Source organism: Streptomyces sp. NPDC005752 (genome assembly GCF_040630715.1).
GTDB lineage: Bacteria > Actinomycetota > Actinomycetes > Streptomycetales > Streptomycetaceae > Streptomyces.
Genome location: NZ_JBEXYB010000045.1, coordinates 33196 through 55262, shown reverse-complemented (window position 1 = coordinate 55262; position 22067 = coordinate 33196). Strand labels below are relative to the sequence as shown.

The following is a 22067-nucleotide window of genomic DNA, read 5'->3' as shown; positions in this document are numbered from 1 at the left end:
GGGTCCCTATGCCGTCGGGGCAGCCGAGGAGTTCGGACAGGACATCGAAGGCGACCTTCCAGGCGAACTGATTCAGCAGGTCGGCTCTCGGCCTGTCGGCTCCGCGAGCGACGGTCAGTTGTGTCCGAAGCGCTTCTGGTGCTTGCGGGCGACATCGGCGGGGCTGCCCTGAGCCTGCGACTGCGGCTGGGTCTGCGACTCGTACGCCGAGGACTTGGCCTCGTCCGCGCCGCGCTCCGCTGCGGACGCGCGGTCGTGCTGGCTGCCCTGCTTGCGGTTCTTGTTCTTCGCCATCGTCATGCCTCCTGTGGGAGATCTGGGGGTCCAGAACCGCTGTCAGACTCACATATCACCGTATAGGCCGCATGTTGGATCATTACCGAGCGTAGTAGGCGCGGTATCATGCGCGGCTGCCGGATCCGCCACGCCGATGATCGAGTTCCGGACCTTAACCTCCCTGCCGTCGGGCAGACTCGAAGGAAACCCTGCGTAAGCAAACCCCGGGTCGGCGGACCTCCCCCCATGTCCGGTCCCGCTGCCCCACTCCCGAACCGGAAGAGGGTGGAACGCGTGGACCGTTGCGTCGTCCTGGTGGACGCCGGCTACTTGCTGGGCGCAGCCGCGAGTCTGCTGGCCGGAGAGCCCGCCCGTTCCCGCATCACCGTCGACCACGCGGCCCTGATCCAGGGCCTGCGCGAGCGCGCCGAGGCCGATACGGAACAGCCGCTGCTGCGCATCTACTGGTTCGACGGCGCCCCCGACCGCGTCCCCCAGCCCGAGCACCGCAGGCTGCGGGTCATGCCGCGCGTGACCGTGCGACTCGGAGCCCTCACCCGCAGTGACGGACGGTGGGCGCAGAAGGGCGTCGACGCCGCCATGCACGCCGAGCTGACCGAGCTGGCCAGGAACAGGGCCTGCTCCGACGTGGTGCTCGTGACCGGCGACGGCGATCTGCTGCCCGGTCTCATGTCCGCCAAGGAACACGGCGTCGCCGTCCACCTCTGGGCCGTCCAGGCCGCCGACGGCGACTACAACCAGTCCGAGGACCTGGTCGCCGAGGCCGACGAGCGGCGGGTGCTCGACCGGGCCTGGATCACCAAGGCCGTACGGGCAAAGGAGACCGGAGGAGTGTGCGCGCCGCCGCCCGTCCCACGCCCCGAGATCGCCGCGATCCTGTCCGCGCCGCTTCCCGAGGCCGCCCTCGCCGCGTCCGCCGAGCGGGCATCGGAGGCCCAGGCCGCCGCGGCCCGTGGCGGGGCCGACGCGCCGGACGGCGAGGCCGCCCCGCAGGCCCACCCCGCCCCCGGCCACAAGGGCGTCCCCACCCCCAAGGACCTGGCGAGCCTGCGCGCCCCCGGTCCGCAGGCGGCCCAGCACACCGTGCAGACGCCGGCCCCCAACGCGACACTGCGCTGGTCCTCCGACAAGGGCTGGCTCGAACGCGGCGGGCCCCTCGGCGAGCCCGCCGAGACCGCGTCCCTGCCGACCCTGGCCCAGCTCACCAGCGCCGAACAGCGCTGGGCCGACCGGGAGGAGGACATCACCACCGTCGGCGGTGACCCCTTCGAGGTCGGTCAGGTCTTCGCCCGGCGCTGGATGGAACGGCTGCCGGAGGCCGCCCACCTGCAGAAGCTGTCCACGATGTACCCCCGCGTCCCGCACCGCATCGACGGCGAACTGCTGCGATACGCGGCCCGCTTCGGGCTGCTCGCGCACAAGGACGACCAGATCGACGAGCACGACCGCTATGCCATCCGGGCGGGGTTCTGGCGCGAGATCGACGTACGGGCCGCCACCGAGCACGCTCCCGCCGGGGAGTGAGCAGGGCGGCGCTGCCCTGCCCCGGACGCAATACGGGGCATCCGACCCCGTAGTCTCATTCCTCGTGAGTACGGGCACAGCACAGGCTACGGGCGCGGCGCAGGCACAGTCCGTGTGCGCGGTGCGTGATCTGGTCAGGACCTACCCCGCCGTCCGCGGCCGACGCGGCCGCGCCGCCACTCCCGAGGTGCGCGCCACCGACGGGGTCTGCCTCGATGTCCGGCGCGGCGAGATCTTCGGACTGCTCGGGCCCAACGGTGCGGGCAAGTCCACGCTCGTGCGGCAGCTCACCGGACTGATGCGCCCCGACTCGGGGAGCGTGGAGGTGCTGGGACACGACCTCGTGCGCCATCCCGAGCGGGCCTCGCGGCTCATCGGATACCTCGGCCAGGAGTCCACCGCCCTCGACGAACTGACGGTGTCGCTCGCCGCGGAGACCACCGGCCGGCTCCGGGGCATGCCCGTACGGGAGGCGCGGTCCGCACGCGACGACGTACTGGAGGAGCTCGGGCTCACCACGCTCGCCGACCGCCCGCTGAACAAGCTGTCCGGCGGGCAGCGGCGGCTCGCCTGCTTCGCCGCCACGCTGGTCGGTGAGCGCCCCGTCCTGGTGCTGGACGAGCCGACGACCGGCATGGACCCCGTCGCCCGGCGCTCCGTCTGGTCAGCCGTCGACCGCAGGCGTGCCGAGCACGGGGCGACGGTGCTGCTCGTGACCCACAACGTCATCGAGGCCGAGACGGTCCTGGACCGGGTGGCAGTCATGGAACGCGGCAAGGTCATCGCCTGCGACACCCCGGCCGGGCTCAAGGAGCGGGTGGCCGGCGAGGTGCGGGTCGAGCTGATGTGGCGCGAGCGCGCACCGCTGGACGTCCCGGAGGTCGCCGCGCTGCGCGGGTCCGCGCAGGAGTCGGGACGCAAGTGGGTGCTGCGGCTCGGGCCCGACGAGGCGCGCGCCGCGGTGGCCGCGGTGACCGGCGGGGCGGCTTTCTCCTCGCTCGACGACTTCACGCTGGCCACGCCCAGCCTGGAGGACGTCTATCTGGCCCTCGGCGGGGACGCCGCGAGGGCCACCGAGGGACTGGTGAAGGCGTGATCAGGACGGTGAACGTGTCGGGATGCGTGTCGGGGTCGGACGGGAGCACTGCCAGGTGAGGAGCATCGTTCCCACGGAGTCCGCGAAGGTGACCGGGCCTGAGGCGCGGCCCTCCGCCGTACGGACCGGCCCGCCCGCCCGCACCGCTCCCGCGGCTCTCGCACCGCGGGCCGGACTGCTTCCGTCGCTGGCCGCCGTGTACCGGGCGCAGCTCTCGCGGGCGAGGGTCGCGCGGATTCCGCTGCTGTTCGTCGCGACCTTCCAGTCCGTCGGGATCATGGTGCTGATGCGCGGGGTCGTGGACGGCGGGGCCGAGGCACGGGCCGTCGTCGCCGGGTCCAGCGTGCTCGTCGTCGCGTTCGTCGCGCTCAACCTGCTCGCCCAGTACTTCGGCCGGCTCCGGGCGGGCGGCGGGCTCGACCACTACGCGACGCTGCCGGTGCCGCCCGCCGCGGTGGTGCTGGGGGCGGCCGGGGCGTACGCCTCGTTCACCGTGCCCGGCACGATCGTCACGGCGGTGGCGGGCAGCGCGCTGTTCGGGCTTCCGATGACCCATCTGTGGGTGCTCGTCGCGGTCATCCCGCTGTCCGGGGCCGCGCTCTCGGGTCTGGGTGCCGCGCTCGGCCTGCTGGCGCCGCGCCAGGAGCTGGCGACGCTGCTCGGGCAGTTGGGCATGTCGGCCGCGCTGCTGCTGGGAGTCCTGCCGGCCGAGCGGCTGCCCGGACCTGTCGGGTGGGCGCGGGATCTGCTCCCGTCGACGTACGGCGTCGAGGCGCTGGCCCGGTCCTTCGACGCCCACCCCGACTGGGCCGTCGTCGCCCTCGACCTCGCCGTGTGCGCGGCGGTCGGTGTCCTCTCGCTGGCCGTGGCCACGTGGGCGTACCGTCGTGCGGCGGTCCGGTGAGGCGGTGCACGGGTCGGCCTGGCACGATGGCACGGTGACCGCACCGTTGACGCCGCCGCACCAGCCCCAGCCGAACGACCCGTGGCAGGCCCCGCCGTCCGGGTCGCATGCCGTGCCCGGCGAGCAGCCGGGCGTGGACGAGCGGGGTACGGAGAACAGGCAGGCAGCCGTGATCGCCGCGGTGCTGACGGTGGCGGGTGCCGCGCTCGGGATGCTCTGGCTGTGGCTCGCGCCGAGGGTGCCGCTCGTCTCCGACGACACCGCCGTGTTCCTCAAGAACAGCGAGGGCGAGGAGGCCATCGGGGCCGACGGCACGTTCGTGCTGCTGGCACTCGCCTTCGGCCTCGTCTCGGCGGTCGCCGTCTTCCTCCTCCGCCGGCGTGGGGGCATCCCGCTGGTCGTCGGACTCGCCCTGGGCGGGTTGCTCGGCTCCCTCCTGGCATGGGGGGTCGGCATCTGGTTCGGGCCGACGTCCGACGTGGTGGCTCATGCCAAGGAGGTCGGCAAGGGGGTCACCTTCGACGCGCCGCTGGAGCTGCACGCGGTGGGGGCGGCGATCCTCGCCTGGCCCATCGCGGCGATGGCCGTCCACCTGGGGCTCACGGCCCTGTTCGGGCCTCGGGACCCCGAGCCCGAGTGGGGCGCCCTGTACGGGGCGCCGCCGGCCTGGCCGGCGAGCGGGACCGCGTCCGGGCCTGAGCCGGGTGCCGCCGAGGAGCGGGGGACCGCCGGCCGGCCGGAGGACGGGCCGGGACAGCCGTAGCGATATCCGGACGCCGGGCACCCCGGTGCCGCTCCGCCTCCGTGCCCCCGGGGGTTTCACTCCGGGCCGTTTCCGCCCCGAGGTCAGGGGCAGGGGACTGGGTGAGTACCTACGAAAGGACCGCCATGAGCGCCGGAGAGAAGACCAAGGCCAAGACCGAGCAGATCGTCGGCAAGGCCGTACGCAAGGTGGCCCACGCGGTCGGCAACGACACCACCGCGGCCAAGGGCGCGGCACTGGAGGCCCGGGGCAAGGGCCGGGCCACCAAGGAGAAGTCGAAGGGCGCCTTCAAGCACTGACCGGGAGCCGCCTGCGGGGGCACCCCCGCGGGCGCGGGTCAGCGTGGTGCCCGGGCGGCGCACCTCACACAGGTCGTGGCTGCCGGACGTACCTCCAGACGGTCCGGCGGGATCGGCTCACCGCACCTCTCGCAACGGCCGTACTCGCCCTGTTCCAGCCGCTCCAGGGCCCTGTCCACCTCGTCCAGGTGGTCGCGCGCCCGAGCCAGCAGCGAGGCGACGTGGGCCCGCTCGAAGGCGGTGCTCGACCCCTCCGGGTCGTGCTCGTCGTCGACCGCGACCAGGGTGTTCGCCTCGACGATCGCGTCGAAGTCACGGTGCAGGGCGGAGATCCGGGCGTCCGTGTCGAGGCGCTCCGCCTCCAGCCGCCGACGGACGGAGGCGTGGTCGCCGGAACCAGCGGAATCGTTCACTCGTATGACAACGGCCCCGCCCCAAGGCGCATTCCACACGTCCCCGGGCCGGCCGTCCCCGTGCGTCTCCCGTCAGCCCCGGGCGATCGGGGCCAGGGCAGCGTCGGTCAGGGCGGCCAGGTCCGTGGGGGAGAGCTCCACCTCGAGGCCCCGGCGGCCCGCCGAGACGCAGATCGTGACGTGCGAGCCGGCCGACGCGTCCAGTACCGTGCGCAGCCTCCTGCGCTGGCCCAGGGGGGAGATGCCGCCCCTGACGTAGCCGGTGGTGCGTTCCGCCGCCGCCGGATCCGCCATGGCGGCCCGCTTGCCGCCCACCGCGGATGCCAGCGCCTTCAGGTCCAGTGACCCCGCGACGGGGACGACGGCGACGACCAGCTCGCCGTCGACGTCGGCGACCAGCGTTTTGAACACCCGGTCGGACGACACCCCGAGCGCCTCCGCCGCCTCCTCCCCGTAGGACGGGGCCGAGGGGTCGTGGTCGTACGAGTGGACCGTGAAGGAGGTGCCGGCCCCGGTCAGGGCGACCGTGGCCGGGGTGCCGCCGGGCTGCTGCTTCCTGGACTTCTTCGCCACCGGGCAGGTCCTCGGGTCAGTTGGGGTAGGTGGGGTCGCGGGTCAGGTCGGTCGCCGGCAGCGACGGCAGGTGCCGGATGACCGCGGTCTCCTTGCGCAGCAGCGTCAGCTCCTCGCGCAGCCTGGTCGCCGTGTCCGGGGCCTGGAGCAGCCGCTGCTTCGACGGGACGTCGAGCACGGCGGCGGCGGCCACCAGGTAGGAGACCACGGACGGGTCGTCCGGGAGGTCCGCGCCGGTCGTCAGGGATCGCTCGCTCGCTCCGGCCAGCCGCTTCTGGTAGCTGCGGAAGGCACGCAGGACGCCCTCCGCGAGCGCCCCGGCCTCGTTCGTGGACGAGTCCCCGCCCTCGGCGGCCCCCGGATCCTCGGGCAGTTCCTCGACCTCGGCCGTGAGGAACGGACCGCTCGCGTCGACGGACAGCAGCCGTACCCGTGTGGTGCCGGTCGCCAGGACCTCGTAGCTGCCGTCGGCGCGCTCACGGATCTTCGCCGCGTCCGCGACGCAGCCGACCCGGTGGAAGGTCTGGATGGGGTCGGGCCCGAATCCGTCGGCAGGGGCCCGCTCCACGGGGGCCGCGGCGGCGATCGTGTCCGGCATCCCGACGGCGGTCGGGGCGGTCTCGCGGCCGTCGCGGATCGCGACCACCACGAAGCGGCGCGGTTCGTCCTCGTCGATCTCGATCAGCTCGCGCATCATGGCGCGATAACGCTCCTCGAAGACGTTGAGCGGCAGTACGAGGCCTGGGAACAGCACCGCGTTCAGCGGGAAGAGGGGCAGGCGAGCGGTGGTCACAGCGGCCAAGCCTAATGGCCGCGGAGCCCGCCGTGTTCCGGCCTCCCGCACAGAGGCGTGGAAGAGGCCACCCGGAGCCGGACATGGGCCCGCGCGTCGAGGAACCCCCCGAGCGCCTCCCCGGTCACGGACGCCCACGGGAACGAGGTCGCGTAGGGGCCGATCAGCCGGAACTGCTCCAGCGCCTCGGCCGCGCGGCCTCGTGCGACCAGGACGTAGGCGAGGAGGTTGCGGACCTCCGCGGGCCAGGGGTCACCGGCGGCGAACCCGGCCGAGAGCCTGATCGCGAGGTCGGCGGCGGCGTCGACCCGGTCCGCCTGTACGGAGTTCGCCCGCGCGGCGGCCCTCTCGTCCAGCAGGAGGGCGAACGCCGCACGTACGGGGAGTGCCTGCACCAGGGAGTCCCCGGCGGCGTCCTCGGCCGCCCGCTCGGCGAAGTCGAAGCACTCGCGGTGGGAACCGTGCCACTCGGCCGAGAGGTACCGCAGCGCGGCGACATGGCTGCCGTAGTGGTGCGGGCAGCGGCGCACGGCCTGCTCCCACAGCGACTCGAAGGCCGTGTGCGTGGCATGCGTGCCACGGGCGTGGTCGAGCGCGAGCCGCCACGGCACCGGATCCCGGGGGTCGGCCTCGGCCGCCGCCGTGATCAGCGGGCCCACCTCGAGCAGCAGCTCGGCGTGGGCGGGGGACTCCCACGCGCGGCGCATCGACAGCCCGGCCTTGACGAGCAGGGCGTCCGGGTCACGCGGGGCCGCGGAAAGCCAGCCGGTGAGCCAGTCGTCGCGGTTGCGTGCGAAGGCCACCAGCCTGGCCAGGGTGCGGTCGCGGGCCTCCCAGTCGGCGGCGTCCCGCGTGGTGGCGAGGAGTTTGGCCGCGGGGTCGTAGTCACCCAGGGCCGCCGCCACCAGCGCGGGGGAGAGCCGCTCGTCGGGGGCGTCGAGCATCACCGCGTCGTCCGCGGGCAGCCCGGCCGACAGCCCGGGGCCGTACCGGAGCGTGCGCGCGGAGCTCAGCAGTGCACGAAGGAATGCCATGGTGCAGACCATTGAAAAGCCCTGGTGGGAGCGACGCCAGAGGGGCCCTGTGAAGCTTCTGTGGCGAGTGGAAGGGTTGCCCTGGGAAAGGTCAAGAAGAAGCAAAGGAACCGCGCGTGGCTGGCGCGATTCCGACCTTCCGGTCGCCGGTCACCGTCCGCCCGGCCGAGCCTCGACCAGAGTTTCGACCGCCCTGTGGCAGGGATCCGGCCGCACGGCACGCCGTCTCCCGTCAGCCGCGCCGCAGCAGCCGGGACGCACCCGCCGCCACCGTCGTGGCCAGTATCCAACCCAGCAGCACGAGGACCGCGGCCGTCCACTGCCAGCCGCCCTCCAGCAGCCAGTAACCGTCCTGTCCGAGATCGATCACCGGCACCAGCAGATCCAGCGCGTACAGGGCCGGGTTCCACTGCGGATGCTCGTTCCCCTTGATCGACTCCGGGTCGTACCGTGAGAAGGCCACCGCCCCCGCCGCCCACAGCACCGCCATCCAGACCAGGGCCCGCCCCGGCCGGTAGCCGTACGCCACCGTCCAGTCCTGGAGGTAGCCCCAGATCCTTCCCGCGGGCGGCAGCGTCTCGCGCCGGCGCCGCTGCTTGGCCAGCAGCACCTCGCGGGCGTCCGCGTCCTCACCACAGCTGCGGAGCACCGTCGCGAGGCGCTCGTACGGCTCCGGGACGTACTCGGGGGTCGCGGCCAGTACCCACTCCAGGCGCCGGGACAGCGGGAAATGGCCGTACGGAACGAGGTTCTCGTAGACGAAGCCGCCCATCGCCAGGCCGCCCGGGCCCGGCCAGCTGGTCGACACGTCGATCAGCGTGACGACCTTCGCGCCGTTCAGCACGACCCTGCCCTCCTGCGGGCGCTCCGCGTTGAACCGGAGCTCGGGGGTGACGATCCGGCGCAGCGACAGCTCCTCACGGTCGGCGAGCACGAAGCGCGCCTTGTGCAGGTCCACCGCGTCCCCGAACCTCCCGTCGTCGAGCCGCACCGCGCCCCGGCACTCGAAGACCTGCGCCCGCGTCCCGCGCGCCGGACCGCCGCCGCGCGCGATGCCGAACGGCGGGGTGGTGCCCTGGTTCCCCGTGTCGACGCTCACCCACGCCTCCGTCATGTACAGCGTGCGCTCCACGCTCAGCTGCGGGGCGTTCAGCGCCCGGCGCCCGTCCGTCGCACGCAGCCGGCTGCCGCGCAGACTCAGCGAACCGCCGACCTTCGCCCCGCGCAGACTCAGCTCCCCGCGCGTCTCGATCATCTCGGCCTGCAGATCCTGCGCGACCGACATCCCGTCGCCCACGAAGGCGCGGCCGCGCCGGTCGGGGCCGATACGGATCTGGTTGATCAGCAGGTCCGTGCCGATCTGGGCGTCGGTCAGGCGGATGCCGCGGTCGATCCGGCACCGCGGCAGATGCAGGTCCCCCTCCGTGTGCAGCCTGGCCGCGTCGAGCCGCGGCACCGAGCAGCCCACCATCCGCAGCGTCGTGAAGTGGCACTCGGGCACCACCACCTCCTGCTCGAAGCGGCAGCCCGTCAGCTCCACGTAGGGCGAGACACGCCCGCCCGCCAGGTCCAGCTTCCCCGTGATGCGGACGCCCCTGAGCTTCAGCGCCGCCACCCGCCCCGGCCGCGCCGCCGGGCCGCTGAGCAGCAGCCGCGCCACCGTCCGGGCGCCGACACTCCGCTCCGGCCCCCAGCTGTGCGGGGCGAACGGATCATCACGCACCGGGTCGTGGGAGCGCAGGTCGTACGTCGTCCCGTTCCGGAACGACTGCCACATGCCCAGCTCCGCGGCGCTGAGCCCGTCGGGAATCTCACCGTCCAGCGATTCCGTCACTGCACCACCTCCGCCCGCACGGATCGCCCCGCGCCTCGTACAGTCGTTCTTCCCTCTGCGTGACCGTGTGAAAGCTAACGGTCAGCAGTGACAGCCGGGACATGTATCAGCCAGTGATACGGGCGACCGGACGCCGGAAACGGTCTGAGAGAATTGGGGATGTGATCTCTCGAATCGACCTGCGCGGCACCGCCCTCCCCGAGGGCGGCGGCCTGCGCGACCTGCTGCCCCGTGCCGAGTTCGACGTGGAAGCCGCCCTGGAGACGGTGCGGCCCATCTGCGAGGACGTACGCCATCGCGGCTCGGCGGCAGTGATCGAGTGGGGGGAGAAGTTCGACGGCGTACGCCTGGACTCGATCCGGGTCCCCGTCGGCGCGATCACCGAGGCGCTGGAGCAGCTCGACCCCGCCGTACGCGCCGCCCTCGAGGAGTCGATCCGCCGCGCCCGCCTCGTCCACCGCGAGCAGCGCCGCGCCACGCACACCACCCAGGTCGTCCCCGGCGGCACGGTCACCGAGAAGTGGGTGCCCGTCGAGCGCGTCGGGCTCTACGTGCCGGGCGGGCGTGCGGTCTACCCGTCCTCCGTCGTGATGAACGTCGTCCCCGCCCAGGAGGCGGGCGTCGAGGGCCTCGCCGTCTCCTCCCCGCCCCAGAAGGATTTCGGCGGCCTGCCGCACCCCACGATCCTCGCCGCCTGCGCCCTGCTCGGCGTGGACGAGGTGTACGCCGCCGGCGGCGCCCAGGCCGTCGCGATGTTCGCGTACGGCACCGAGGACTGCCTGCCCGTGAACCTCGTCACCGGCCCCGGCAACATCTACGTCGCCGCCGCCAAGCGCCTCCTCAAGGGCCGTATCGGCATCGACGCCGAGGCCGGCCCCACCGAGATCGCGATCCTCGCCGACGCGAGCGCCGACCCGGTGCACGTCGCCGCCGACCTGATCAGCCAGGCCGAGCACGACCCGATGGCCGCCGCCGTCCTCGTCACCGACTCCGAGGAGCTGGCCGTCGCCACCGAGGCCGAGCTGGCACCCCAGGTCGCCGCGACCAAGCACGTCACCGACCGGATCGAGCCCGCGCTGACCGGTCGCCAGTCCGCGATCGTCCTGGTCTCCTCGATCGAGGACGGCCTCAAGGTCGTCGACGCGTACGCCGCCGAGCACCTGGAGATCCAGACGGAGAACGCGGCCGCCGTCGCCGACCGGGTCCGCAACGCCGGCGCGGTCTTCGTCGGCCCCTGGTCGCCCGTCTCCCTCGGCGACTACTGCGCCGGCTCCAACCACGTCCTGCCCACCGGCGGCTGCGCCTGCCACTCCTCGGGCCTGTCCGTGCAGTCCTTCCTGCGCGGCATCCACATCGTCGACTACACCCGCGACGCGCTCGCCGAGGTCACCCACCACGTGGTGACCCTCGCCGAGGCGGAGGACCTCCCCGCCCACGGCGCCGCGCTCAAGGCCAGGTTCGGCTGGAAGGTTCCGCAAGCGTGACGAACAGCACCAACGCCTGGGACGCGCTCCCGATCCGCGACGAACTGCGCGGCCAGTCCCCGTACGGCGCGCCCCAGCTCGACGTACCGGTCCGGCTGAACACCAACGAGAACCCGTACCCGCTGCCCGACGCGCTCGTCGACCGCATCGCCGAGCGGGTCCGCGAGGCCGCCCGCGACCTGAACCGCTACCCCGACCGTGACGCCGTCGAGCTCCGCACCGAGCTCGCCCGCTACCTCACCCGCACCGCCGGGCACGAGGTCACCACCGCCAACGTCTGGGCGGCCAACGGCTCCAACGAGGTCCTCCAGCAGCTGCTGCAGACCTTCGGCGGACCCGGGCGCACCGCGATCGGGTTCGAGCCCTCGTACTCCATGCACGCCCTCATCTCCCGCGGCACCGGCACCGGCTGGATCTCCGGACCGCGCAACGAGGACTTCACCATCGACGTCGAGGCCGCCGAGCAGGCCATCGCCGAGCACCGGCCCGAGGTCGTCTTCATCACCTCGCCCAACAACCCCACCGGCACCGCCGTGGACGCCGACACCGTCGTCGCCCTGTACGACGCCGCCCAGGCCGCCCGGCCCTCGATGGTCGTCGTGGACGAGGCGTACGGCGAGTTCAGCCACCACGCCTCGCTGCTCCCGCTCATCGAGGGTCGCCCCCACCTGGTGCTCTCCCGCACCATGTCCAAGGCGTTCGGCGCCGCCGGCCTGCGCCTCGGATACCTCGCGGCGGCCCCGGCCGTCGTCGACGCGGTCCAGCTGGTACGCCTGCCGTACCACCTGTCCTCCGTCACCCAGGCCACCGCGCTCGCCGCCCTGGAGCACACCGATACGCTGCTCGGATACGTCGCGCAGCTCAAGAGCGAGCGCGACCGGCTGGTCGACGAACTGCGGGAGCTCGGCTTCGCCGTCACCGACTCGGACGCCAACTTCGTCCAGTTCGGCCGCTTCGCCGACAGCCACACCGCCTGGCAGCAGATCCTCGACCGGGGCGTCCTGGTCCGGGACAACGGCGTACCGGGGTGGCTGCGGGTCTCCGCGGGAACCCCGGCAGAGAACGACGCGTTCCTCGATGCGGTGCGCGAACTGAAGAAGGAGCACGACGCATGAGCCGCGTAGGCAGGGTGGAGCGGACCACCAAGGAGACCTCCGTACTCGTCGAGATCAACCTCGACGGCACCGGCAAGGTCGACGTCTCGACCGGGGTCGGCTTCTACGACCACATGCTCGACCAGCTCGGCCGCCACGGACTCTTCGACCTCACGGTCAAGACCGAGGGCGACCTGCACATCGACTCGCACCACACCATCGAGGACACCGCCCTCGCGCTCGGCGCGGCCTTCAAGCAGGCGCTCGGCGACAAGGTCGGCATCTACCGCTTCGGCAACTGCACCGTCCCGCTGGACGAGTCGCTCGCCCAGGTCACCGTCGACCTCTCCGGCCGCCCCTACCTGGTGCACACCGAGCCGGAGAAGATGGCGCCGATGATCGGCGAGTACGACACCACGATGACCCGGCACATCCTGGAGTCCTTCGTCGCCCAGGCGCAGATCGCCCTGCACGTCCACGTCCCGTACGGGCGCAACGCCCACCACATCGTGGAGTGCCAGTTCAAGGCGCTCGCCCGCGCCCTGCGGTACGCCAGCGAGCACGACCCGCGCGCGGCCGGCATCCTCCCGTCCACGAAGGGCGCCCTGTGACCGGCCTCAACACCGTTCTGATCCTCGTCGGCCTCTTCCTGGCCGGCGGGGTCTACTCCTTCTGGAAGCAGGGCATGCCCAAGGGCGTCGTCGTGCTCCTCGGGATCGGCTCCGTGATGTGCCTGGTGGCGGGCGTCATGCGGATCCAGGGACTCTGGAACTGAGGTAGCACTGTGAGCGACAAGAAGAAGATCGTCGTCTTCGACTACGGCTTCGGCAACGTACGGTCCGCCGAGCGGGCCCTCGCCCATGTCGGCGGGGACGTGGAGATCACCCGCGACTTCGACACCGCGATGAACGCCGAGGGGCTGCTCGTCCCCGGCGTCGGTGCCTTCTCCGCCTGCATGGCGGGCCTGAAGAAGGCGCGCGGCGAATGGATCATCGGCCGCAGGCTGTCCGGCGGCCGGCCCGTCATGGGCATCTGCGTCGGGATGCAGATCCTGTTCGAGCGCGGCATCGAGCACGGCGTCGAGACGGAGGGCCTCGACGAGTGGCCCGGCACCGTCGGGCCGCTGCAGGCCGACGTCGTGCCGCACATGGGCTGGAACACCGTCGAGCCCCCCGAGGACTCCCAGCTCTTCGCGGGCCTGGACGCCGAGGCGCGTTACTACTTCGTGCACTCCTACGCGGCGCACGACTGGTCCCTCGAAGTGACCAACGACAAGATCCGCGCCCCCAAGGTCACTTGGGCCACGCACGGAGAGCGGTTCGTGGCGGCCGTCGAGAACGGCGCGCTGTGGGCCACCCAGTTCCACCCCGAGAAGTCCGGCGATGCCGGCGCCCAGCTGCTGACCAACTGGATCGAGACGCTGTAATGCCGAAGCTTGAACTGCTCCCCGCCGTAGACGTACGCGACGGACAGGCCGTCCGCCTCGTGCACGGCGAATCCGGCTCCGAGACCTCCTACGGCTCCCCGCTCGAGGCGGCCCTCGCCTGGCAGAGCTCCGGCGCCGAGTGGCTGCACCTCGTGGACCTGGACGCCGCCTTCGGCACCGGCGACAACCGCGCGCTGATCGCCGAGGTGGCCGGCGCCATGGACATCAAGGTCGAGCTCTCCGGAGGCATCCGCGACGACGCCTCGCTCGCCGCCGCCCTCGCCACCGGCTGCCGCCGGGTCAACCTCGGCACCGCCGCCCTGGAGACCCCGGAGTGGGTCGCCAAGGTCATCGCCGAGCACGGCGACAAGATCGCAGTGGGCCTCGACGTCCGGGGCACGACGCTGCGCGGCCGCGGCTGGACCCGCGACGGCGGCGACCTCTACGAGACGCTCGCCCGCCTCGACTCCGAGGGCTGCGCCCGCTACGTCGTGACCGACATCGCCAAGGACGGCACGCTCCAGGGCCCCAACCTGGCCCTCCTGCGCGACGTCTGCGCCGCGACCGACAAGCCCGTCGTCGCCTCCGGCGGTGTCTCCTCGCTCGCGGACCTGCGCGCGATCTCCCTGCTCGTCCCGGAAGGCGTCGAGGGAGCCATCGTCGGCAAGGCCCTGTACGCGAAGGCGTTCACCCTCGAAGAGGCACTCAAGGCGGTCGCCGCATGACGGACTCCGTACGCCGTGTGTCGTCCGGCGCACCCTGGGAGGAGAAGTTCGGCTACTCCCGCGCCGTGGAGCTCCCCACCGGCCTCGTCCTGGTCTCCGGCTGCACGTCCGTGGTCGACGGCCAGATCGTGGCGGGCAGCCCGTACGAGCAGGCCGTCGCCTCCTTCCAGGTCGCCTTCGACGCCCTGAAGCAGGTCGGGCTCGGCCGCGAGGACGTCGTCCGCACCCGGATGTACATCACGCACGCCCGCGACGTCGACGAGGTGGGCCGCGCCCACAAGGAGCTCTTCGACGACGTCCGACCCGCCGCCTCCATGATCATCGTGGCCGGTCTCGTCGACCCCTCCCTGGTCGTCGAGGTCGAGGTCGAGGCCTACCGGGCAGGTGGGCGATGACCCTCGCCGTACGGGTCATCCCGTGCCTGGACGTCGACAAGGGCCGCGTCGTCAAGGGCGTCAACTTCCAGAACCTGCGCGACGCGGGCGACCCCGTCGAGATGGCCAAGCTGTACGACGCCGAGGGCGCCGACGAGCTGACCTTCCTCGACATCACCGCCTCCAGCGGTGACCGCGAGACGACGTACGACGTGGTGCGCCGCACCGCCGAGCAGGTCTTCATCCCGCTCACCGTCGGCGGCGGGGTCCGCACCCCCGACGACGTCGACAAGCTGCTGCGCGCCGGGGCCGACAAGGTCGGGGTCAACACCGCCGCCATCGCCCGCCCCGAGCTCATCCGTGAGATCGCCGAACGCTTCGGGCGCCAGGTGCTCGTGCTCTCCGTCGACGCCCGGCGCACCCCCAAGGGCACCTTCGAGGTGACGACCCACGGCGGCCGCAGGGGCACCGGCATCGACGCCGTGGAGTGGGCGCACCGTGCCGCCGAACTCGGCGCCGGCGAGATCCTGCTCAACTCGATGGACGCCGACGGCACGAAGGACGGCTACGACACCGAGATGATCAAGGCCGTACGGGCGCACGTCACCGTCCCCGTCATCGCCTCCGGCGGTGCGGGCCGGCTGGAGGATTTCGCGCCGGCCGTCGGTGCGGGCGCCGACGCCGTCCTCGCCGCGTCCGTCTTCCACTTCGGTGACCTGCGCATCTCCGAGGTCAAGGGTGCTCTGCGCGAGGCCGGACACCCCGTTCGCTGACCCCGGCCGGGGAGTGGCGCGGTCGCGAAGACCGGCGATCTCGCCGATGCCCCCACGGAGCGGGTGCCGCCAGAGTGGCGCCGTCAGCACATGACGGCGCCACTCGCGCGGTGCTCTCCCGAAGGCCCCCGGACGACGGGGCCCGCGGCTGCCGCGTTGTGGTTCGCCACAACCGAGAGGATCCCCCCTCGTGCAGCAGCATCTGCCCTCCGGCGACATCTCCCCCCGCCGCCACCGGACGTCCGAGAGCCGCTCCCGTACCGTCAGACTCGCCGTGGCGGCCGCAGCCGCCACGGCCGGTCTGGTCACCGCCCTGGTGCCGGGCGCGCAGGCCGCCGACAACCCGTACGAGCGTGGCCCCGCCCCGAGCAACTCGAGCATCGAGGCGAGCCGCGGCTCGTACGCCACGTCCCAGACGACGGTCTCCTCGCTGAGTGTCAGCGGCTTCGGCGGCGGCACGATCTACTACCCGACGTCCACCGCCGACGGAACGTTCGGCGCGGTCGTCATCGCGCCCGGCTTCACCGCCTACCAGTCGAGCATCGCCTGGCTGGGCCCGCGCCTGGCCTCGCAGGGTTTCGTGGTGTTCACCATCGACACCAACACGACCGCGGACCAGCCGGCCAGCCGTGGTGACCAGCTGCTGGCCGCGCTGGACTACCTCACCGAGAGGAGCTCGGCCCGCACGCGGGTCGACGCCTCGCGGCTGGGTGTGATGGGCCATTCCATGGGCGGTGGCGGCACGCTGGAGGCCGCGAAGGACCGCCCGTCGCTGAAGGCGGCGATCCCGCTGACCGGCTGGAACACGGACAAGACATGGCCGGAGGTGCGGACCCCTACACTCGTCGTCGGCGCCGACGGTGACACGGTCGCCTCCGTCGCCTCGCATTCGAAGCCGTTCTACAACTCACTGCCGAGCTCGCTGGACAAGGCGTATCTGGAGCTCCGGGGCGCCACCCACTTCACCCCGAACACCTCGAACACCACGATCGCGAAGTACAGCATCTCGTGGCTGAAGCGCTTCATCGACGACGACACCCGCTACGAGCAGTTCCTCTGCCCGATCCCGTCGGCCAGCCTGACGATCGCGGAGTACCGGGGCAACTGCCCGCACTGATCCCGGGGAGCGACCGGGGCCGGACCGCGCGTACCGCGGTCCGGCCCCTCCGTGCTGCCCGGCCCTCGGGGGTGACCGCCCCGCCGCTCAGGCCCGTGAGAGGAACGCGACGACGGCCTCGGCGAATCCGGGATCACGCACGACCGTCAGGTGGTCTCCCGGCAGCACGGTCAGTTCCGCCCCCGCGATCGCCGAGGCGAGCACCTCGGGCCGGGTCGCGAGGGGGTCGCTCCCGCCGGTGAGCACCAGCGTCGGGACCTTGATCCGGTCCAGCGGCAGCGCGTCCCGGTGCACGGCGCGTATCTGCGCCGCGAGTGCGAGCCGGTCGCCGCCCGCCGTGTCGGCCAGGACCCGGAAGGCCCGTGTCCGCGCGGGTGCGTCCGCCGCGTCGTCGGCCGTCAGCGCCGCCGACACCAGCTCGGGAGGCATCACCCGGGTGTCCAGTCCGCCCACCTCCACCGCGCCCGCACCGATCCCGCCGGCCACCAGCCGGCCGACCCGCGCGTCCTGCGCCGCCGCCAGGACCGCCACCACGGCGCCCATCGAGTAGCCCACCAGGTGCACCCGGTCCGCGCCGGTCCGGTCGATGAGCAGCCGTACGTCACGGGCCATCAGCGACTCGCCGTACAGGGCGTCGTCGTGCGGCCGGTCCGACGCGCCGTGGCCGCGCGCGTCCAGCGCGTACACCCGACGGCCCCGTGCCACGAGCGCCTCGACGACGCCGGGGCCCTCCCAGTTGAGCCGGGAGTCCGCGGCGAAGCCGTGCAGCAGCACCACCGGCGGCAGCGCGTCGTCCGGGTCCCGGGACCAGGACCGGTAGCGCAGGGTCAAACCGTCGTGTGTACGCAATTCATCAGTCATGCACCGACGTTACGGGCGGCCGCCGCCGAACGGGCCGGGACTGTGCCCCGGCACAGCGCGTACGCCGTTCCGTTGGGAGCCCGCACCGCTCCCGGGCGCCCGGGAACAGGGAGCGGACGCGAGCCTTCCGACGCTGTTTACGCGGAAGTAACGTGAGAGCGTGACCCCATCGACGACCGTGCACAGTCCGCTCCGGCTGTACGGCCGCAGCGGTGAACTGGCCATCCTGGAAACCCTGTTGGGTCGGCTACGGGGAGGAGGCGGCGGAGCGCTCGTGCTGACCTCGCCGCCCGGCCTCGGCCGCACCGCCCTGCTGCGGCAGACCGCCGCCCGCTACCTCCGGGGGCACGGCGGCCCCGTGCTGTACGCCTCCGCGGCCCCCACCGAACAGCGACTGCCCTACAGCGGGCTGCACGCCCTTCTCTGCTCCGCCCCGGGACCGCTGCCCGTCGCGCCCGACACGGTCCTGCGCTCCGGTATCACCCCGGGCGGACTGCTCGGGCTGCTGCGGGACCTGGGTGCCGAACAGCCCCTGCTCGTCTGCGTGGACGACGCCCACGCCTGGGACCCCGACTCACGCGCCGCACTCGGCTTCGCCGCCCGCCGGCTCGGGGCGGGCAGCCGGGTCGCGGTCGTGATCGGCGCGGCCGACGAGACCTCCTTCGCCGGCCTGCCCGCGCTGCGCCTGGGCCCGCTCGACGACGACGCGGCGACCGCGGTCCTGGACCGGCTCACCGGGGGCGCGGCCGGCGTCGACCCCGTCGTACGGGCCGAACTCCTGCGTGAGGCGGCCGGCAACCCACGGCTGCTGGCAGGTCTGGCCGGCCGTCTCACCCCCGGCCAGCTGGCCGGGCGCACCGCGCTCCCGTACCCGCTGCCCGGGGCCGAGAGCGTCCTGGACGCCCACGCCGAGCATCTGGACGGACTGTCCCCCGACACCCACACCCTGCTCCTGCTGGCCGCGGCCGCGGAGGAGCACGAGCCGGACGGGGCCGGTGCCGACGCGGCCCTGCTGCTGAGGGCGGGCGCCAGGGCAGGGCTGGCCACGGCCCACCTCGACCGGGTGCTCTTCGCACCCACGGGCACCGCCGGAGCACTTCAACGCGCGGGCAGCCGCGTGCACTTCAGCCATCCGCTGCTGCGCCGCGCGGTCCTGCACCGGGCGCCTCCCGGCCGCCGCCGGGCCGTGCACGAACTGCTCGCCGGACTGCTCACGGGGCCCGGCGCGGCCCCGCTGCCCGCGCTCGTCCAGCGGGCGTGCGCCGCTCCCGGGCCGGACGCCGCACTCGCCGGCCGGCTGGAGGCCGCGGCCACCGCCCCGCGCCCGCACGGGGAGCGGTCGGCCGCACTGGCCCGCGCCGCCGCGCTCTCCACCGACGACACCCTGCGCGCCGCGCGGTTCACCGCCGCCGCCGAACAGGCCCGGCTGGCGGGCGACACCGGCCGGGCCCGCGCCATGCTGGCCCGTGTCGGCCCCCATCCCGCCGGAGGCGCCGCGCCCTACGTACGCGGCATGCTCGCCCTGCGCGACGGACCCGTCGCCGACGCCCGCGAGGCGCTCCTGACCGCGGCGGAGATGCTCGCCCCGCACGACACGCGCCGCACCCTGGAGGCCCTGTTCGGCGCCGCGGAGGCGGCGTGGGACATGGGGGACGCCATCGCCTACCTGGACGCCATGAACCGCATCCCCGTCGCCGCGGCCGACCGGCCCACGGCGCAGTACCGCGCCGGCATGTGTGCCGTGCTGTCCGGGCACCCCGACCGCGGCCACGCCCTCCTGCGCCGCTGCCTCGACACGGCCGACCGCGCCGAGGCAGCGGGCGAGCTCCTGCGGGCGGGCGCCTCGGCCCTGGTGCTCGGCGAGGTCGACGCGGCCTGCCGGGCAGGCGCCCGCGCCCTCGCCGTCGTACGCACCCGGGGGCCCGAAGCCCTGCTGCCGCACGCCCTGGAGCAGCTCGCGTACGCGGAACTGCGTGCCGGGCAGCACGCCAGGGCCCGCGCCCACGCGTTGGAGGGGCTGCACGCGGCCCGCCGTACCGGGCAGCGGAACTCAGCCACGCATCTGCACGCCGTGCTCGCGCTCGCCGCCTCGGTCGAAGGGCCCGCCGAAGCCTGCGCAGCCCACGCCGACGCGACCCTCGCCGGGGCCGGACCCCACGGTCTGGCCCAGGCGGCCATGCTCGCCACCTGGGCGGTCGCCCGTGCCGATCTGGCGGCCGGCCGGCCCGGCGAGGCGGCGGCCCGGCTCGGTCCACTGGTCAGGCCGGGGCCGGGGACGGGCCACTTCGCCACCCGCATGCTCGCCGTGCCCTGCTACGTCGAGGCGATGGTGCACTCCGGCCGCACGGACGAAGGGTCAGGTGAACTGGCCGTGGCCTTGGAGGAGTTCACGCTGTGGACCGCTCGGACGGCCGACCCCCAGGTCCCCGCACAGCTGGCCCGCTGCCGCGCCCTGCTGGCGCCGCCCGAGGAGGCCTCGGCCCGGTACGAGGAGGCCCTCGCCCACCACGACCGCGCGGGCGGCGACTTCGAGCGCGCGCGAACCCGGCTGCTCCAGGGGCAGCTGCTGCGCCGCCTGCGCCGCACCCGCGAGGCACGCGGCCCGCTGCGTGACGCGCTGGTCGCGTTCGAACGCTGTTCCGCCCGCGTCTGGGCGGAGCGCGCGGGCGGGGAACTGCGGGCCGCCGGGGAGGCGGTGGACGTGCCGGACCTGGGAGGTCCAGGCCCGCTGGCCGGACTCACCCCGCAGCAGCAGCGGATCGCCCGCTGCGTCGCGGAGGGTGCCACCAACCGTGAGGTGGCGGTGCGGCTCTCGGTGAGCCCGCGGACCGTCGACCACCACCTCCGCAACGTCTTCGTCGCCCTCGGCGTCCGGTCCCGGACCGAGCTCGCACGGCTGCTGGACCGCGACGGCGGGCCGAGGTTGCAGGACCGTGATGAGAAGAACCGCGCAGACCTCTAGGTACCGACCGGGCGGTATGCCATTCTGCGGTCGTCAGGATCGATCGGTGTGCGCCCGCCCGACGCCGGGGCCGGGCACGCACCGGGGCCGGCCCACCGCAGCCGGCCGATTCCCGGTGGAGGCCGCCATGCCACAGGTCGTACGCACACGGATCAGGGCGCTGCACGGACCGCCCCCCGTAGCACCGTTGCCGCTCCGCGTCCGCTCCCTGGCCGACCGCGAGGCCGTGGCGGTGCTCCACCGGGCGGCCCGTGTGCTGCTGGAGTCGCTGCCGGAGCTCACGGACCGGCTGGTCGAGGCACTCAGGGAGCAGGAGCCCGCCTACCGCGCCGCGATGGAGACCGAACCGACCGAGATCTGGCAGGAGGTCCACCAGTCGCTGCGGCACAACGTCGCCTCCCTGATCCAGCCCCGGGAGTTCCAGGAGGCCGCCCACCGGACCTCCCGCTGGATCGGCGAGAGCCGCGCCGAGCAGGGCGTACCGCTCGACGCGGTCATGCACGCCTTCCGCATGGGCGGGGCGATGGTCTGGCAGGACCTGGTCGACGGCACGGCCCGGCGCCACCCCGAGGACACCCGGCTGCTCGTCCATGTCGCCGCGGACGTCTGGAACTTCGTCGACGAGCACTGCGGCGTGGTCGCCGAGGCCTACCGGCAGGCCGAACGGCGGCTCTCCTGGCGCCGCGAGAACCAGCAGCGCCTGATGACGGCGGCCCTGCTGGACGGCACCGCCCGGATCGCGGACCTGCCGGACGCCGCGGCGATGCTGGGACTCCCGGTGCAGGGGCGTTACGCCGTACTCGCGGTCGCCGGAGCCCGCCGCGCCCCGCACGACGCCGGGCGACCGCCGCTCGCCCTGGCCGAGGGGACCCCCGCGCTCTGGCACTCGGCGGGGGACGTGGAGTTCGCGGTCCTGCCGCTCGGCACCCTCCCGGCGTCGGCCGAGGCGGAGCCGGGGTGCGACGCGGGTGCGCCCGCACCCCTGCCGGGCCCCGCCGCCCCCTCCGACGGTGAACTCACGCTGCTCGCACACGGTCTGACAGCGCCTGTGGGAACCCGCGTCGGCGTCAGTTCCGTGGTCGACGGGCTGGCCTTCGTCGGTGACGCGCGGCGCCTCGCCGAGACGGCGCTGAAGACCTGCCCGGCCTCCGGAGGAACGGTCCTGCTCGACGAGCACCTGCCCGCCGCGCTGGTCGTGTCCTCGCCCGGCCTCGGGACCGCGCTCGCCGACCGGGTCCTCGGGCCGCTGGACCGGCTCGACCCGGCGGACCGGGACGTGCTCATCGAGACGCTGACCGCGTGGCTCGACTCGGACGGTTCGGCGCAGCGGGCGGGGGCGAAGCTGTACTGCCACCGCAACACCGTGCTGAACCGGCTGCGGCGGTTCGAGCAGTTGACGGGGCGCTGCCTGACGCGCCCGTCGGACGCGGTCGAGGTGTCTCTGGCGCTCGCGGCACGGCGGCTGCTGGCGGGCTGAGCGGGGCCGTCCGCGGCGGAGGTTGCGTGCCCGCGGGGAAGCAGTGCGGAGCCCCGCGTGCCCGCGGGGGTGCAGTGCGGAGCGCCGCCGCGGACGACCAGCCCTCCCCGAACCGGGGCCCGCCCGCTGTGCGGCGGCACAGTCCTGCGCCGTACGGGCTGTACCGCCGCCGCGCCCCGCACCGGCCCCCTGTGCCGGTCGCCCCCCGGCTGGTGCCATGGCGCGCATGTCCTCAGCTGCCCTT

Annotated in this window: 23 protein-coding genes; 16 read left to right on the top strand and 7 right to left on the bottom strand. The window is 73.6% G+C overall.

Annotated features, from left to right (window positions below):
* Window positions 1–114: 114 nt before the first annotated feature.
* Window positions 115–294 (bottom strand): hypothetical protein, encoded by a 180-nt coding sequence (locus ABZ441_RS29555; protein ID WP_205019596.1) that lies wholly within the window; start codon window positions 292–294, stop codon window positions 115–117.
* Window positions 295–561: 267 nt separating this feature from the next.
* Here ABZ441_RS29555 and ABZ441_RS29550 point away from each other — a divergent pair, with 267 nt between their 5' ends.
* The 5 genes from ABZ441_RS29550 to ABZ441_RS29530 all read left to right on the top strand — a co-directional run bounded on the left by ABZ441_RS29550 (window position 562) and on the right by ABZ441_RS29530 (window position 4883).
* Complete coding sequence (locus ABZ441_RS29550) at window positions 562–1821, top strand: NYN domain-containing protein (protein ID WP_358979721.1); 1260 nt, start codon at window positions 562–564, stop codon at window positions 1819–1821.
* Window positions 1822–1933: 112 nt separating this feature from the next.
* Complete coding sequence (locus ABZ441_RS29545; RefSeq protein ID WP_358979732.1) at window positions 1934–2917, top strand: ABC transporter ATP-binding protein; 984 nt, start codon at window positions 1934–1936, stop codon at window positions 2915–2917.
* 22 nt (window positions 2918–2939) lie between these two features.
* Window positions 2940–3821: an ABC transporter permease gene (locus ABZ441_RS29540; protein WP_358979719.1), complete on the top strand. Its 882-nt coding sequence runs from the start codon at window positions 2940–2942 to the stop codon at window positions 3819–3821.
* Window positions 3822–3855: 34 nt separating this feature from the next.
* Window positions 3856–4584: an ABC transporter permease gene (locus ABZ441_RS29535; protein ID WP_358979717.1), complete on the top strand. Its 729-nt coding sequence runs from the start codon at window positions 3856–3858 to the stop codon at window positions 4582–4584.
* 125 nt (window positions 4585–4709) lie between these two features.
* On the top strand, window positions 4710–4883 hold the full coding sequence (locus ABZ441_RS29530; protein WP_205019594.1) for a hypothetical protein: 174 nt from the start codon (window positions 4710–4712) through the stop codon (window positions 4881–4883).
* A gap of 38 nt (window positions 4884–4921) precedes the next feature.
* On the opposite strand, the gene ABZ441_RS29525 is transcribed toward ABZ441_RS29530, so the two are convergent.
* The 5 genes from ABZ441_RS29525 to ABZ441_RS29505 all read right to left on the bottom strand — a co-directional run bounded on the left by ABZ441_RS29525 (window position 4922) and on the right by ABZ441_RS29505 (window position 9530).
* On the bottom strand, window positions 4922–5296 hold the full coding sequence (locus tag ABZ441_RS29525; protein ID WP_358979714.1) for a TraR/DksA C4-type zinc finger protein: 375 nt from the start codon (window positions 5294–5296) through the stop codon (window positions 4922–4924).
* A gap of 72 nt (window positions 5297–5368) precedes the next feature.
* On the bottom strand, window positions 5369–5869 hold the full coding sequence (gene ybaK, locus ABZ441_RS29520; RefSeq protein ID WP_358979712.1) for a Cys-tRNA(Pro) deacylase: 501 nt from the start codon (window positions 5867–5869) through the stop codon (window positions 5369–5371).
* Window positions 5870–5885: 16 nt separating this feature from the next.
* Window positions 5886–6662: an LON peptidase substrate-binding domain-containing protein gene (locus tag ABZ441_RS29515; protein ID WP_358979710.1), complete on the bottom strand. Its 777-nt coding sequence runs from the start codon at window positions 6660–6662 to the stop codon at window positions 5886–5888.
* 11 nt (window positions 6663–6673) lie between these two features.
* Window positions 6674–7708: a hypothetical protein gene (locus tag ABZ441_RS29510; RefSeq protein ID WP_358979708.1), complete on the bottom strand. Its 1035-nt coding sequence runs from the start codon at window positions 7706–7708 to the stop codon at window positions 6674–6676.
* A 220-nt stretch (window positions 7709–7928) separates the two neighbouring features.
* Entirely contained in the window at window positions 7929–9530 is a 1602-nt protein-coding gene (locus ABZ441_RS29505; RefSeq protein ID WP_358979706.1) for an oxidoreductase, read from the bottom strand.
* Between the two features lie 161 nt (window positions 9531–9691).
* Here ABZ441_RS29505 and hisD point away from each other — a divergent pair, with 161 nt between their 5' ends.
* From hisD to ABZ441_RS29460, 9 genes are all read left to right on the top strand, one after another.
* On the top strand, window positions 9692–11014 hold the full coding sequence (gene hisD / locus ABZ441_RS29500) for a histidinol dehydrogenase (protein WP_358979704.1): 1323 nt from the start codon (window positions 9692–9694) through the stop codon (window positions 11012–11014).
* Complete coding sequence (locus ABZ441_RS29495; protein WP_358979702.1) at window positions 11011–12129, top strand: histidinol-phosphate transaminase; 1119 nt, start codon at window positions 11011–11013, stop codon at window positions 12127–12129. Before hisD ends, ABZ441_RS29495 begins: the two co-directional genes overlap by 4 nt.
* On the top strand, window positions 12126–12719 hold the full coding sequence (hisB, locus tag ABZ441_RS29490; protein WP_358979700.1) for an imidazoleglycerol-phosphate dehydratase HisB: 594 nt from the start codon (window positions 12126–12128) through the stop codon (window positions 12717–12719). The genes ABZ441_RS29495 and hisB overlap by 4 nt, the downstream gene beginning before the upstream one ends.
* Window positions 12716–12883, top strand: a complete 168-nt coding sequence (locus ABZ441_RS29485; RefSeq protein WP_358979698.1) for a hypothetical protein — start codon at window positions 12716–12718, stop codon at window positions 12881–12883. Before hisB ends, ABZ441_RS29485 begins: the two co-directional genes overlap by 4 nt.
* 9 nt (window positions 12884–12892) lie before the next feature.
* The gene (gene hisH, locus ABZ441_RS29480; RefSeq protein ID WP_358979695.1) at window positions 12893–13534 is read left to right on the top strand and encodes an imidazole glycerol phosphate synthase subunit HisH; all 642 of its coding nucleotides are present in this window, start codon (window positions 12893–12895) and stop codon (window positions 13532–13534) included.
* A complete protein-coding gene (gene priA, locus ABZ441_RS29475; protein WP_031099004.1) occupies window positions 13534–14259 on the top strand; it encodes a bifunctional 1-(5-phosphoribosyl)-5-((5-phosphoribosylamino)methylideneamino)imidazole-4-carboxamide isomerase/phosphoribosylanthranilate isomerase PriA in 726 nt (241 codons plus the stop codon). Before hisH ends, priA begins: the two co-directional genes overlap by 1 nt.
* A complete protein-coding gene (locus ABZ441_RS29470) occupies window positions 14256–14654 on the top strand; it encodes a RidA family protein (RefSeq protein WP_358979693.1) in 399 nt (132 codons plus the stop codon). The genes priA and ABZ441_RS29470 overlap by 4 nt, the downstream gene beginning before the upstream one ends.
* Window positions 14651–15406: an imidazole glycerol phosphate synthase subunit HisF gene (hisF, locus tag ABZ441_RS29465; RefSeq protein WP_358979691.1), complete on the top strand. Its 756-nt coding sequence runs from the start codon at window positions 14651–14653 to the stop codon at window positions 15404–15406. The genes ABZ441_RS29470 and hisF overlap by 4 nt, the downstream gene beginning before the upstream one ends.
* Before the next feature lie 190 nt (window positions 15407–15596).
* Window positions 15597–16523: an alpha/beta hydrolase gene (locus ABZ441_RS29460; protein WP_358979689.1), complete on the top strand. Its 927-nt coding sequence runs from the start codon at window positions 15597–15599 to the stop codon at window positions 16521–16523.
* Window positions 16524–16610: 87 nt separating this feature from the next.
* On the opposite strand, the gene ABZ441_RS29455 is transcribed toward ABZ441_RS29460, so the two are convergent.
* Window positions 16611–17384 (bottom strand): alpha/beta hydrolase, encoded by a 774-nt coding sequence (locus tag ABZ441_RS29455; RefSeq protein WP_358979687.1) that lies wholly within the window; start codon window positions 17382–17384, stop codon window positions 16611–16613.
* A 178-nt stretch (window positions 17385–17562) separates the two neighbouring features.
* On the opposite strand from ABZ441_RS29455, the gene ABZ441_RS29450 reads away from it, so the two are divergent.
* Together ABZ441_RS29450 and ABZ441_RS29445 are read left to right on the top strand one after the other, a co-directional pair.
* On the top strand, window positions 17563–20346 hold the full coding sequence (locus ABZ441_RS29450; protein ID WP_358979730.1) for a LuxR family transcriptional regulator: 2784 nt from the start codon (window positions 17563–17565) through the stop codon (window positions 20344–20346).
* A gap of 127 nt (window positions 20347–20473) precedes the next feature.
* Window positions 20474–21823 (top strand): helix-turn-helix domain-containing protein, encoded by a 1350-nt coding sequence (locus ABZ441_RS29445; protein ID WP_358979685.1) that lies wholly within the window; start codon window positions 20474–20476, stop codon window positions 21821–21823.
* Window positions 21824–22067: the final 244 nt, after the last annotated feature.